Origin of the sequence: Leptolyngbya sp. AN10 (assembly GCF_050565645.1) — a bacterium.
Lineage (GTDB): Bacteria > Cyanobacteriota > Cyanobacteriia > Leptolyngbyales > Leptolyngbyaceae > Leptolyngbya.
Map to the genome: position 1 here is coordinate 78,987 of NZ_JBNXVP010000018.1, position 13,925 is coordinate 92,911.

At 46.8% G+C, this 13,925-nt stretch carries 13 protein-coding genes; 3 read left to right on the top strand and 10 right to left on the bottom strand.

The annotated features are described in order from the left end of the window. Positions 1-19 precede the first annotated feature (19 nt). Positions 20-976: a YihY/virulence factor BrkB family protein gene (locus tag ACQ4M5_RS23945; RefSeq protein WP_430678201.1), complete on the bottom strand. Its 957-nt coding sequence runs from the start codon at positions 974-976 to the stop codon at positions 20-22. An 86-nt stretch (positions 977-1,062) separates the two neighbouring features. Then, on the bottom strand, positions 1,063-2,310 hold the full coding sequence (locus ACQ4M5_RS23950; RefSeq protein WP_430678202.1) for a mechanosensitive ion channel family protein: 1,248 nt from the start codon (positions 2,308-2,310) through the stop codon (positions 1,063-1,065). Here ACQ4M5_RS23950 and ACQ4M5_RS23955 point away from each other — a divergent pair. After that, positions 2,309-2,443 (top strand): hypothetical protein, encoded by a 135-nt coding sequence (locus tag ACQ4M5_RS23955; protein WP_430678203.1) that lies wholly within the window; start codon positions 2,309-2,311, stop codon positions 2,441-2,443. The genes ACQ4M5_RS23950 and ACQ4M5_RS23955 overlap by 2 nt on opposite strands. Here the strand turns inward: ACQ4M5_RS23955 and ACQ4M5_RS23960 are convergent. The 8 genes from ACQ4M5_RS23960 to ACQ4M5_RS23995 all read right to left on the bottom strand — a co-directional run bounded on the left by ACQ4M5_RS23960 (position 2,440) and on the right by ACQ4M5_RS23995 (position 8,610). Next, the gene (locus ACQ4M5_RS23960; RefSeq protein WP_430678204.1) at positions 2,440-3,585 is read right to left on the bottom strand and encodes a hypothetical protein; all 1,146 of its coding nucleotides are present in this window, start codon (positions 3,583-3,585) and stop codon (positions 2,440-2,442) included. The two genes, ACQ4M5_RS23955 and ACQ4M5_RS23960, sit on opposite strands and share 4 nt — an antisense overlap. A gap of 49 nt (positions 3,586-3,634) precedes the next feature. Next, positions 3,635-4,750 carry a beta-galactosidase gene (locus ACQ4M5_RS23965; RefSeq protein WP_430678206.1) on the bottom strand — a complete coding sequence of 372 codons (1,116 nt, stop codon included), beginning with the start codon at positions 4,748-4,750 and terminating at the stop codon, positions 3,635-3,637. A 149-nt stretch (positions 4,751-4,899) separates the two neighbouring features. Beyond that, positions 4,900-5,166 (bottom strand): hypothetical protein, encoded by a 267-nt coding sequence (locus ACQ4M5_RS23970; protein WP_430678207.1) that lies wholly within the window; start codon positions 5,164-5,166, stop codon positions 4,900-4,902. A 43-nt stretch (positions 5,167-5,209) separates the two neighbouring features. Further along, positions 5,210-6,088, bottom strand: a complete 879-nt coding sequence (locus ACQ4M5_RS23975) for an IS982 family transposase (protein ID WP_430678208.1) — start codon at positions 6,086-6,088, stop codon at positions 5,210-5,212. An 84-nt stretch (positions 6,089-6,172) separates the two neighbouring features. Then, positions 6,173-6,571 carry a hypothetical protein gene (locus ACQ4M5_RS23980; RefSeq protein ID WP_430678209.1) on the bottom strand — a complete coding sequence of 133 codons (399 nt, stop codon included), beginning with the start codon at positions 6,569-6,571 and terminating at the stop codon, positions 6,173-6,175. A gap of 52 nt (positions 6,572-6,623) precedes the next feature. Beyond that, positions 6,624-7,082 (bottom strand): universal stress protein, encoded by a 459-nt coding sequence (locus tag ACQ4M5_RS23985; protein WP_430678210.1) that lies wholly within the window; start codon positions 7,080-7,082, stop codon positions 6,624-6,626. A gap of 208 nt (positions 7,083-7,290) precedes the next feature. After that, entirely contained in the window at positions 7,291-7,476 is a 186-nt protein-coding gene (locus ACQ4M5_RS23990) for a toll/interleukin-1 receptor domain-containing protein (RefSeq protein ID WP_430678211.1), read from the bottom strand. 9 nt (positions 7,477-7,485) lie between these two features. Beyond that, entirely contained in the window at positions 7,486-8,610 is a 1,125-nt protein-coding gene (locus tag ACQ4M5_RS23995; RefSeq protein ID WP_430678212.1) for a site-2 protease family protein, read from the bottom strand. A gap of 356 nt (positions 8,611-8,966) precedes the next feature. Here ACQ4M5_RS23995 and ACQ4M5_RS24000 point away from each other — a divergent pair, with 356 nt between their 5' ends. Next, positions 8,967-11,999, top strand: a complete 3,033-nt coding sequence (locus tag ACQ4M5_RS24000; RefSeq protein ID WP_430678213.1) for an ABC transporter transmembrane domain-containing protein — start codon at positions 8,967-8,969, stop codon at positions 11,997-11,999. A gap of 338 nt (positions 12,000-12,337) precedes the next feature. After that, positions 12,338-13,894 (top strand): HlyD family type I secretion periplasmic adaptor subunit, encoded by a 1,557-nt coding sequence (locus ACQ4M5_RS24005; RefSeq protein ID WP_430678214.1) that lies wholly within the window; start codon positions 12,338-12,340, stop codon positions 13,892-13,894. Positions 13,895-13,925: the final 31 nt, after the last annotated feature.

Sequence of the window (13,925 nt, forward strand, 5' to 3'; positions counted from 1 at the left end):
AAAAAACTATCGTTAACTTCTACCTTCGGGGATGCCGCAATCGCAACTGAGGTTTTTTGCGGCGCGATCGCGGAGCAGTCCGGCGAGAATGACGTTCTTCATGAGACATCGGAACAGCATACTCGCTCGGTACGATCGGCTTTCCCCGCTTCCGAGCCATGATTTTTGTCAAAGTCGCACCTGCTAACAAGACTTGCGCTGCATAGTAAATCCAAGTAATCACAATCACAAACGATCCCGCCACTCCATAAGCTGAACCAAAGTCAGTTTGACTGAGAAAGATGCCAAACAAAGCTTGTCCAACCAGAAAGAGAATTGCTGTAATCATTGCACCAACGATCGTATCTCGCCAAGCAATTTCAGCATCCGGCAAGATTGTATACAAAGCAGCAAACACGATCGAAGTAACCAAAAAGGTAATCAACCATCGCACCACTTGCCACAGGTTTCCAAGTCCTGGAATGAGATCATTTAACTGCGCCACGATCGCTGCCAACGCAGTTGTGCCCACAGAAGACACCAACAGGAGGAATGCGATCACCAGAATCATCGCAAACGACAGCAATCGTTTTCGCAAAAAATGAAGCCACTGTCGTTCAGGGCTGGGTTGAACCTCCCAAATACGATCGAGTGCTTCCTGAATCTGACTAAACACGCCCGAAGCCCCAAATAAAAGAAATCCCAAGCTGACCAGCCATTGAACTGCGCCACCTTCTGCTTCGGCTCTCATGTTCTGAATTGCAGTTGCCATCAGTTGAGCGCCATCTTCACCGACGAATTCTGTCAGTTGAGTGACGATTTGCTCTTGTGCCGTTGCTTCTCCAAAAATTGCCCCGACGATCATGATGACAATGACCATCAAAGGTGCAAGAGAAAAGACTGTGACATAAGCAAGCGACGATGCTAATAGAGGGGCATCATTGATTTGCCACTCCGAAAATGTCTCTTTTAGCAACCTCCATAATTTAGTAAGCAAGGACTCCTCCGTTGTCTTTAGATCTGAGTATTGTTTAGCCCGGTATCGCGCTTTCCTAGAAGAAATAAACCATCCGCTTCAAAGAATTAATGCCGATTAATATGATGATTGTTGAGTAGTCCTGCATCATTCTTGAGTTTGATAGTATAAATTTCGGTCGGTAGCTCAATGCCCGATTGTGCTAGTCTTTCCTTGATCGATTGAGCAACTTGAGAAGTAGATTCTAAGAAAGGCAATCGACGAGAATTAACCCAGAAGCGGATTTCGATTCTGACAGTACTTGCAGCCAATTCGCGCACTAGGATTTCTGGCGGCGGCTCGGAAACAATACTGTCAACGTGGAGAACTGCTTCGTGAATTACCTCCTTTGCTCGTGTAATATCTGCATCGTAAGCAATCCCAATCATAAGTGAGCTTCGACGAAACTTAGAAGCGGTGTTGTTGATGATACTGGCAGTAAACACTTCTTGATTAGGAATCGAAATCACTCGCCCATCATAGGTAACTAATGTTGTTGCTCGGAGCTGAATTTGCTGAACAGTTCCTTCAAATTCTTGAATCAGGATTTGATCGCCGACTCGAAAGGGGCGCGATGCCAGGAGAATAATGCCAGAAAAATAGTTGCTAAGAATATCACGCAAACTAAACCCGATCGCAACACTGGTAAGCCCCAACGTTCCAACCAATGTCGCAAAATCCATTCCTAAAACACTAAGCGCAACGATCGCGCCCAAGACCCAAATACTGCCATACATCACTCGACTAACTAATGCTTTCGAGTTGTAATCAATCTCCCAACGTTGTGAAGCAGCGAGTGTAATCCGTCTGACACTTGAAGCAAGCAGCAGGGTTGCAATCACAATCAAGATTGCACCTAAAATCGCAGGAAGTTGGTCGATCGTGTCTCGCTGAAACTGTCGAATCGTGCTGTAGAGCCGTTGCCCAACATCGATCGCTAGTGGAGGTTCATCAAATGCCCGATTGAGTTCTCTTGCCCATTGTTGTGCAAGGTCTTCAACAGGTGTATTAAAATCCTGGGAATCTTGCTGCGTCACTGTCATCAAAATCCGATTGTTGAGTTGCAGTGTAGCAATTCCCCGCTCTGGATCAGCTTGAACAGTTACCGTTTGATCGGTTCGACGTTGAGCGAGAAAACTGGCAATTCGACGATTGATAATTTGAGCGCGATCGCTGGCACTCAGATTCGACAAACTGCCAACCTGAAAAATTGGTTGACCTCGCACAATCACATCAGCGAAAAATAGCCCATCAGCGGGTAATGTTTCCGTATTGGGTGCAGGTGAAGGGCTTGGAACCTCATTCACCTGCGCCATGATTCTATTTGAGGGCATTAAAAGCGATCCGACGATCGCAAATGAGACAATGATTGAACGTGAATGCTTTCTAATTGGCGATTTGAAGAAAGTGAAATGGCAGAAGGTCAACACGATTCCGTCTCCAGCTTAGTACCGTAATACCGCCGCGATCGGTGCTTCTCCAGGTAGCTGATCAGGTTCAACCGCATACACTGTTCCACCATTCATCAGGGTGTGCAATGCTGCTAAATCCAGCAAATCTTCATCTCCTGGTTCTTGCGATGAGTGAAGCTGCACTTCACCGGAACCTGGATCAAACAATCCCCATTGCTGCCGACCGACAGGAACAATCAAAGCTTCAACCTGATGATAGTAAGCAGCAGGAACAACGGTTTGAATCTCGTTGCTAGCTTGTCCGACTACCGCAGAAATTTCGTATTGTGCGATCGCGTCTTGTTGTGCCTGTTCAAAGTAAGGCTGAACAATCTTCCAAGCCTGATCATGCAATTCTTCAGCAGTCAGGATCTCTGGATTTCCTGAAATACCTTCTAACATGCTTGAATGCGTGCTTGCCTGCTTGTAAATCGGGAACAGATAATCTACACCTGCTAGAACAAGAGGAGCTTTTTGATCTTGAATCAGGTCTTGAATCCCTGCATCGACTTTGCGGAAGTATCGAAGTAAGTTATCGTTCTGGTCATCTTCGCCCGCACCATGACCATGAAACATGGCAGCCCGATCGCCGCCTCCAGCCGTCTGAGCCGTACTGGTATGAAACTGAAGACTCTTCTCTGGATCATCGTATCTCAAAGCTTCGGCAATGCTTGTCGGCATATCTTCGAGTGGAATTTCAGCCACACTAAATCGAGTGCCCCGGAACAATCGAACTTGATTTTGGCTTAATGCCAAGATGTAGAACTGTCCATCTCCAGTTAGCAAAGACAATAAAGGTTTGAGATGGAATCGATCGGTAGCCACGACTAATTCTGGAACTGCGATCGGTAAACAATAATACTGGAATACAGTTGGAGAAATGAACAAAGCCAGTCCTTCTTCCTGATGTTGCCAAAAGTCGTATGTATCTAGTGTTTCGGCTTGCTCTAGTAACGCTTTGATCTCTCGCGAGCGCAATCCCGCCGCGCTCAATTGTTCCTCAGCTTCGCGCATTGCATTCTTAAATCGAATCGGATTTTGCTGTGTTTCGACTCCCGATCGTTCCATCGGTAAATAGATTGAAACACAGGTCGTTTTCGATTCAGCAGATAATGTTGCTAATTCATCAATTGAAATCATCAGATTTACCTCTATCTAAACTACTTCAATCAGTTCGAGTCGTCCATTCCTAAACCTGCTCAACCAAGCCCTGAATTGCCTGCCACCAATGCGTTCTATCATTCTGCTGATGCCAGTACCAATACTCACATCCCCAAAGCATAACCGGGCTGTACCCTAAACCATGCACCCGCTGAATTAAGTCAGCCATTCGCTCCGGAGAAGCACTCGGATAATGAATGTCATCCACTGCGACCAGTTGATTCGGCTCCCACGGTTCTGCTTGAGCTTCAGCAATCCAAGCTTCTTTACCTTGTCGCTGCATCATTCGCTGCCAGTCCCTAAGCTTCTTCCAGTAGGCTTCATCCGGTTCTAAATAAGCCCCATAACCATTTGGCACTTTTGTGTAGACATTAATCCCGATCGCATCTGCAAGACTTAAACTCACTCGAAACGCTTGATCATCTTCTTTGGTATAGCTAGGAAGCCCGATCGCATTCGTCAACATTATTTTTTGATGTGGTAGCGCTAAACGTCGCACTAATTCAACTTCTTGCTGCACAAATTCAGGACTCAGAAAACGATCGCCTGTAATTTCCAAACGTGCGAATGGCTCATTCTCAACTTGCCAATACTGCACACTCGGAGCAGTACGGGTATGGCGCACAACTTGATCGATGAGTTTTAAGGTTCGATCCGCGATCGCGGGATTTTTGTCGATCGCTTGAGTGGTATCGCGTGTGTTCTGTTGAGCTTCTAACCATTGCGGAAAATGGAATTCTGGATATCGTGGTGCTTTCATTCCGACGCTTAGAATAATTTCTACACCACGTCGATCGCTTTCTTCAAGTAACCAATCCAGCGTTGTAAAATCGTACTCATTCTTGATCGGCTCTAATTCATGCCAATAGCTCCCTAATCGGATTTGACGAAACCCTAAATCACAAATTTGGCGAAATGTTTCTTGATAGTCCAGATTCAAGTAGTAGCATTGAAGCTGGCTAAATGTAGTCCCCACTTTCAGCTTTCGGTTCGCTTTGGTCAAAGCTTGAATTTGAGGTAATGCGACGACTGTTCCACTACTCAGAGCCATCAAGGACAGGAAACTTAGGGTAGAAAGTATCGTAAATCGTCTGCGGCTCATTGCTTGAGAACCAGACGATCGAGTTGGTGGCGTTTTTAGCATTGCTTGTTACTGAATCAGAAATCATATCGGCACGAAACTGCATTACTTTTAACGTGGGCTAAAAAGGTGACAAAAAAGTGACAAGCAACATGAGTCATTAGTCGCCCCGAATAAATTATGCTATGACCGAAATCAATAGTTCGGACAGATTAGGCGGCTAAAGTGCCGTAAGACTGTGGGGTTTCGTAGTTGGGATGGGATTTAATCACAGTTGGCTCCAACTCTAACTGGGCAATAAATTGCTCAAGCAAATAGTGATTCAGCGCTCGACGTTTCACACTTGCCATTGAGAAGACAAAGGGATGCTCGCCCCGGTGCTGTTGTTGGGCTTCGACTCTTGCCAAATTCAGTGCGGTCAGCGAGGCATTGAAATGGAAATCGAGTTTGGCAAGGTGACGCGCTTGGCAATCTTGCAATCCGGTGAACTGCTTTGCATTTCTAAAAATACGTCAGTTCGGGTTAAGCCGGAAGCAAGAGATTGTGGTCGATGGCAATAGATGGCTTTTTGGGTTGATGGCAGTAGGCAATCAATCCACCCAGAATATTGACAAAGCAATTGACTGGAGAACGATGCCGCGAATGCTCGATTTGAGAAATGTTCTTCAACTGGTCAATGATGGTTTCGATAATGGAGCGCTTGCGGAGTAGCAAACGGTCATTGAGCGGCAGCAAGCGCTGCTTCATGTTGCGCTTGAGCTTGGTAATCAGTTGAATGCCTGCGGTTTTGAGCAATTGTTTGGCAAGCTTTTGTGAGACATAGCCCTTGTCGGCAAACACTTTGCCGAACAACTGCTGCAACAGTTTCGGAACTGGAGTGCGGTCATCGGTGTTGCCCGGAGTCAGCAGGATATTGAGCAATTCGCCTCGGTCATTGACCACCAGATGCAACTTGAAGCCAAAGAACCAATCGACCGAGGTTTTGCCGCGTGCGGCTAAGTCTTCAAACACTTTGTGTTGCTTGATGCGGCGGTTGTAACAGACTTTGAGCGATGTGGAGTCCATAAAACTGATGCCGCTACACTTGCCAAAGCACGATCGTAGGTAGGCACACATCGGTACTAACGTGCCTGGAACCCACTCAATAAAGCGTTGATAGCTCACGAGTCCTGGAAACGCATCTACCCACTCGGTCTGCACCTTCTCTTGATAATAGGTTTTGAAATTGCGGTAACACGACTGATGAAAGCCAATCAGAATTGTCATAATTTCACTCAAGCTCAAGCCGCGAGGTCGATTGCGTATCTGCAATCCAAATCCTAAAAACTGCTGTTTCCATTGCGGTTCAAAGCTTGTGCAGAAGTCATCGACGGAGCAGAACAGTTCTTCTAAACTAAACATGAGGGCAAACTGGGCGTGATTTTTAGTATTTTCAGCCTATCGGGTTTGCCCCTTTCTTGTTCGATTTCTTATCCCGAACTCAGGTTAGTTAGGCTGATTTTGAATCACTTTACCTTGTGCTAACTGAAGTTGATGCTCTTGATCCCAAAAGAATGCTGTGCGTGAAGGAATTCTCCACTGGCTGCCCTGCCAAGAGACGAGATAACCTTGTCCGACAATTTGAGTTCCCTTAAGTGTGCCGCGCAGACAAACGAACGCATCCGAGTGTGGATAACCATAGTAGCCTTCAATCTGATCGTTCTGTTTGTGAAACACTAGACAACCCCCTGCACCTTGCTTCCGATCTTTGGGAGGAGATTGATTACAAATTTGGTAATCGCCATTCGCGAGACCTGCTAAAGTCGGAGACTGTGCTCGAACAGATTGAAGCAGTGACAATCCAAAGATCAGAAGTGTAATCAGATGAACGAATCTTTGGCTCATACAGTCGTTTTAAGTGAATGAAGAGATTAAAAAACGTATGAACAATCATTCATCACACTTCGACTACATGACGATCGTGAGCATTGTTCGAGTCCCGTTGCTGCGGCGGAGCGACCATCAACACAGAACAGGGTGAATGTTGATTCACATAGCGACTCACAGAACCCACAATCCACCCCGAAACCTCACTTTGCCCTTGTCGTCCCAATACAATCAAATCTGCCCTGCATGACCAAGCCCAGTCGCAGATGATATGCCCCGGATTACCATAGCTCTGCATGAACTCAGCAGGAACATCAAGTGCTTTCGCTTGTTCGACATAAGACTGCAATCGAATTTCCCATTCAGTGGGACTTAGTAACTCGGTCAATGGATGTCTTGCTTCGTCGGGTTCTACGACGTGAACAATCATTAGCTCCGTGTTGAGTGAGCGCGCCAAGGTCAAGGCGTAATCAAATACGATCGCGCTAACTGTAGAATCATCCAGGGCAACGAGAATCTTTTTCAGCATTGTTTTACTCCCGATTGATCAAGTTACGATCGCGGTTTAGCCAAGGTCAAAGTTATTGTGTTGATCCTGAGTCGATCTGTTTTAGGTATACGGCAAAATTTTGAGGAAGTTGTGAGGATGATTGCAGCAAAACGCAGTAGGGACTGATCAATCCGAATCAGTCCCATTGGCGTAGAACCATTACGCATCAGTTATCCTCACAAGTTCCTCATGAGTTTGTTTTTACGAATACAAAGGTGTCTGACTGTTCGATGCGGCGTTGAATTTCCTGCCACCAGTCAGCAGTGAGCGGAATGTCTTCTCCGTCTACCCAGGTATCGCGATCGCCAACCGTCAGCGCTTGGTGCAGTGAAGCCACAAACGCTTTATCTTTGCGGGAGTAAGAAATGATCACTTGTTGAGTCTATGCCGGAGCAGCTTGTACGCGATTCTGTAACAGATTCACGATGGCAGTTTTCTCTAGCAAGCCCACTAAAACATTGTTCTCTTGGACAACAGAGAGTGCAGTTAACTTACGTTCTTCCAATAAAGTCACTACTTCAGACAAGGGACGATCGCTCTGCACCATTAACGATGGATCAAGTGGTTTGACGAGGGATTGAACTAAGGTTTCAGACCACAGATCACTCGGAATTGCTTTCAAATCGTCGATGAAAAGAGTACCGATGAGTTGCCCCTCAGAATTCGTGACTAAAAACTTCTGCCATACCCGCTGATCCAGAATCCGCTGGTCGGCGAACTCTCTCAATGTTGACGAAGCATTGACAACCGGACTACTTGCGCTCACTGCATCAGCCGCCGTCAGCCCTGCTAATTGATCCAAAACTACGCCATACCGGGCAGCTTGACTAGCATTCTGGAGTAAGAACCAGCCAATCAGGATGTTCCAGAAGTTCAGCCCACTGCCAAAGACAACCAGCGGCAGCAGTCCTGATGCGATCGCCAGCCAACCGATCAATTGACCGACCCGACCCGCAAACTTCATCCCCTTGTAAGGGCTGCCCGTCACTTTCCAAACCAATGCTTTCAGAATGTTGCCGCCATCGAGCGGCAAACCCGGAATGAGATTAAAGAGCGCTAACGCTAAGTTAACCGAGACCAACACGCTCAAGATTGCGGCGGGTGCGCCAGATATCCCAGTACCGACTGCAAAAATCGTCGCTAAGCCAGCGAGAAGCAAACTGACTAAGGGACCTGCGATCGCGACCTGAAATGCCTCGGCTGGAGTTTCCGACTCTTTTTCTAAGCTTGCTAATCCCCCAAATAGGAACAACGTGATGGACTTGACTCTTACACCCTGTTTCAGCGCCACAAAACTGTGCCCAAGTTCATGAGCCAGCACGGAGCCAAACAATAGCAGTGCTGTTAGCAACCCCAAACCCCAGGACAATGCAGGGGGTAGATTTGGGAATTGGGCTGCCAATCCTGAGCCATAGCTGAAGGTGACTAAACCCAACACCAAAAACCAGGACGGGTTGACATAGAAAGGAATTCCAAACAAACTGCCGACACGAATGTTGTTATCCATATCGGGTACCTCCGATGTAGCAGACGATTATGATCGCCCTTGGTTCTGTCTTCTTTAATGTAACGAAACGTAAAACCTTTGTTGATCTTTCCATTACCGTAATGACCGTCTCTTTCTGGTTCGCCGCAGGGAGGGAAATACGGATTAGAATCGCTGCTTAATGTTCTAGGTACTGCAGAAGTCAATTCGCGCCCGGTTAGGTGCAAAGCGATCGACGCAGACAACTCCCGGATAAAGATCTCGATAAAGTTTTATAACTTCTTTAGGGATCTGTAGAATCCGTAGTGATAAAGGAAGCATTACTGACCATTTGATACCGCTTCATCACATCGTCATGCGTTTTCAAATTGCCCTCCATGAAACACACATTAAAGACCGGGAGCAATTCACTTTCTAACTCTCCCAATGATATCGATCGTGGTTTAAGTGATATTCTTTTTTCCCTACTGCTCGATCGTTCTCCACAACTCGTCAATTTCGCTCAAGCTTTTGTTTTGCGTGAAATGCAGTTAGGTGAGCGGTTGACTCCTGAGCAGACAATCCTTCAACCCTTTTCCATTGTTTGCCAAGGAAGGGTTCGTCTCATTTGTTCAGGTCATCCTGTTGCAGTGTTAGAAGCGGGAGAAATGTGGGGTGTAGATCAACAGTTCTACGATCGCTCACTCCCCTATCAAGCGATCGCGGCAAGTCCTGGGCTAATTGCTGAACTGTCGATCGAGCAACTTTCCTCGTGGTTTCAACAGATTCCACATCTGCAAGACCTTGTTGCTGATGCAGTTCAAGCCCGACAGAAATTGCTATTTCTCAAAGTCCTGACCGATCTGCGATCGCACTCTAGCCATACGCTGAAGCGACTCTTACCTTACCTCAGCGAAATGCAAGTTCCAGCAGGCTCGAATCTGGCTGAGGTGACTCCCACTCAATCGGGGCGATTTTGGCTGCGTCAGGGTGAAATTCAAGCGGTTTCAACGGTGAATGTAGGAGACAGTTGGGGTTATCCTCAGCCTGTTCCGACAGACTGGATTGCAGCGACTGAACTCAAGGTGTATCAATTGGCGATCGAGCATTGGGAAGTTGCAGAATCGATTGCCTCGCGTTTGAATGGTGAGTCTTCAACCGCAAGACAATCGCGCATCGTCGTTCAATCTCCCGCACCGTCTATTTTGCCAAAGGTGCAACCCGCGCTGCCTCAATCAAAACTAACAACGATCGAGTTTGCAAAACCTAGAACGCAGCGCCGTCGATTTGGGCAGTTTCCCTTTATTGCTCAACAAAGTAGTTCAGACTGCGGCGCGGCTTGTTTAGCGATGATTTCTCAACATTGGGGAAAGCGCTTCAGCATCAACATGCTGCGAAATCTAGCAGGAGTTGGACGATCTGGAGCCTCGCTCAAAGCTTTAGCATTAGCCGCAGAAAAGTTAGGATTTCAAGCGCGACCCGTACGATCGAGCTTTAATCGATTGGCTGAACAAACAACACCTTGGATTGCTCACTGGCAAGGTGATCATTATATTGTGGTGTATCGAGTCAAACGCGATCGGGTGATTCTATCTGATCCTGCATTGGGTCGTCGATCGCTCAGTACGGCTGAATTTCAAGCCAGTTGGACAGGGTATGCTCTATTGCTGCATCCAACCGCTTTACTTCAGACGATGCCCGGATCGAAGCCTTCTCTGGGGCGGTTTATGGGCGCATTTATGCCTTATCGATCGATGCTCTGGTCGATCATTCTCGCCTCGATCCTGCTGCAAGTTTTTGGCTTAGTGACCCCGCTCTTTACTCAAATCATTCTTGATCAGGTCGTTGTTCACAAAAGCTTACCGACACTCCAGATTTTTATCTTAGGGTTACTGCTGTTTGGTGCTTGGCGAATCGGCTTAGTGTGCATTCGACAGTATCTTTTAGATTTTTTCTCGAACCAAGTTGACTTGACCTTGATCAGTGGTTTTATCAGTCACGCACTGAATCTACCGCTGCAATTCTTCGCGACTCGTCATGTGGGCGACATTGTGACGCGAGTTCAAGAGAATCATAAGATTCAATTGTTTCTGACTCGACAAGCCATTACCGCTTGGTTAGATGCGATTATGGCGATCGCTTATGTGGGATTGATGATCCACTACAACTGGCAGTTAGCTTGTTTGGTGCTGGCAATCATTCCGCCGATCGTTCTATTAACAATGATTGCCAGCCCGTTTCTACGCCAGATGTCGCGACAGATCTTTCATGAATCCGCTAAGCAAAATTCAACACTCGTGGAAATGTTAACCGGGATTTCAACAGTAAAAGCGACCGCATCAGAACGCGAATTGCGCTGGCAGTGGGAAGATGACCTAACCAGTATGTTTAATGCTCAATTTCGCGGGCAGAAACTCGCAAACAATCTACAAGGTGCAAGCTCAGCGATCAATCTTTTAGGCAGTACGCTTTTACTTTGGTATGGGGCGACTTTGGTGATTCAAGACCAATTAAGCATCGGGCAATTTGTTGCATTTAACATGATGATCGGTAACGTGATCACACCTGTTTTATCTCTGGTTGGCTTGTGGGATGAATTTCAAGAAGTGCTGGTATCAGTTGAACGGCTCGATGATATTTTTAGCGCTGAACCCGAAGAGAGCTTGGAAAAGCCGCTGATCGCACTGCCACGCATTCAAGGAGAAGTTTGCTTTGAAAATGTAACGTTTCGCTATCAGGCAGAAGACAGCCGCAACATTCTGCAAAACATTTCTTTTACAGCACAAGCCGGAGAAACGATCGCACTGGTGGGGCGCAGTGGTTCCGGTAAAACAACGTTAGCAAATCTGCTTCAGAGCTTGTATCAACCCACAACCGGACGCATTACGATCGACAATACCGAACTGCGTCACGTTTCACCGCTGTCACTTCGGCAACAGTTAGGAATTGTGCCGCAGGAATGCTTTCTCTTCTCTGGCACAATTTTGGACAACATCACACTCTATCGATCGCAGTACAGCCTAGAAGACGTAATAAAAGTCGCAAAGCTTGCCGAAGCTCATGCGTTTATTCAAACCTTGCCGCTAGGGTATCAAACCAAGGTGGGAGAACGAGGAACTTTGCTATCTGGGGGACAACGACAGCGAATTGCGATCGCACGCGCCTTGTTAAGCAATCCGCGAATTCTGATTCTTGATGAAGCAACCAGTTCGCTCGACACTGAATCTGAGCGGCGATTTCAGGAAAACTTACACCAAATCAGCCGCGATCGCACAATGTTTATTATTGCTCATCGCCTTTCAACGGTTCGCAACGCAGACTGTATTATTGTTCTCGATCGCGGAGTGATCGTAGAACAAGGAACTCATGAACAATTGATTGCAAGATCAGGACTGTACGCCCAACTAGCTCGACAACAACTCAACTTATAAAAATAGTTGAAAATGCGATCAAGAAAGGTTAGCCTTTGTAATAGAGATAACAACGCCGAACAAGTCTGTTTTGAGAAATAAAGATTAGTCAGAACTACAGGGATAGCGCTACCAGATTGTTTTAGTCTTCAGAGCAAAATATAGATGATCAGAACGCTTCAGATCATCCTGTCACAATGAAACTTCGATCGAGTCAATTTTAATCGCTGCACAATGACTCGATTCTAAATAGTGCAATGTTGTAGTTTGAGTAAACGCGACGCTGCATCCGTCTCACTGTGATTGTTCTGCTGACTAGAAATCTATATCACTGAAATTTTTAGTATTAGGTCAAAACTATGACGATTCGGATTGATTCTTTGCCTTTAGACGGCTCTAATCCCGCGATCGAGTTCTCTAAAGTCAATTGCTTTTCCCACATCCAGCCTGATGAACCTCCAGAGATTGCCTATCTCTACGGCGGCACTGTTACTTCTGATCCGGTGATGCCTCAAGTCCCAATCCACTCCGCTGCTAGTTCCCTAGAGCAATCGTCTCCAGCCGAAAAATGGTCTGCAGCGCTGCAAAATGTTCTCGATCGACCTCCTCCCAGCTTGCCAGATCGACTTGTTGTTGGCGGTGTAATTTTCTGTGCTGCATTCGGGGCTTGGGCAACGACGAGCCAAATCGAAGAAGTCGGACGAGCGCAGGGGCGGTTAATCCCACAAGGGGACACTTACAAAGTTCATCCCGCTGTTTCTGGTAAGATTGCTCGTCTTTATGTTCAGGAAGGACAAGCTGTAAAAGCAGGGCAAGTCATTGCTCAGTTAGAGAACGAGATCGCACTGAATCGGGTAGAAGCACTGCGCCAAGAACAGTTTAGCTATGAAAAAGAACTGTTGCAAACTGAAAATCTGATTGATAAAACGCGATCGGAAGCTCAAACGCGACTCACAATTTCAGATGCCGAGATTCGCGCTCACACAGCCACGATCGCTCAAGTTCAAGCCAAACTGCAAGGAGGAGACACTGCGATCGCTCAAGTCAAGGAAAAAGCGAACATCAATCAAGCCGTACTCGCTCAACTGCAAGAAGATGCCAGCAACCAACAAGAGCGGCTCACTCGATGGAAGTATTTAGTCGATCAAGGTGCATTAGCCAGAGACCAACTCTTTCAAGCACAGCAACAATTTGGTGAGCGACAACGCACAATTACGCAGCAAGCAGGCGAGATTCAGCAAACGATCGCGGAATCACAAAAAATGCGATCGGACTTGCAGCAAATCGTTGCAGAATCTCAGCAGCTACGAGCGCGGTTAGCTCAAAAGTATGCAGAAGGGCAGAATGCTCAGCTTCAAGCCCAACAAGCCATTCAACAATTGCTCGTACAGCGAACTCAGGTAATTGCCAAAATGCAGCAAAGCGAAAAATTACTCCAGCAAGCATCATCTGAACTGAATCAACTTACGCTGAAAGCTCCGGTCGATGGAATTGTATCGGCTCTAAACATTCATAATCGTGGCGAGGTGGTGCAATCAGGTCAAACAATCACCGAGATTGCTCCTAAAACTGCACCATTAATTCTGATTGCTGCGCTACCCACACGAGAGGCAGGCTTTGTGAAGGTTGGGGACAAAGTACAAATCAAGTTTGATGCTTATCCGTATCAGGACTATGGCATCTTTGAGGGCAAAGTCGTGTCAATGTCTCCGGATGTCAAGCTCGATGAGCGAATCGGAGCCGTGTACCGGGTTGAAATTTCCCTCGATCGACATTCCATCTCGACTCCTGCCCAGCGCATCGAGCTAAAAGCAGGTCAAACCGCGACCGCCGAAATCATTGTTCGACGACGCACGATCTCTGAAATGCTGCTTGAACCGATCCGCCAGTTACAGAAAGGTGGGCTTAGTTTGTAGTTCCTAATAATGTGATTCTGAGGAAGTTTCT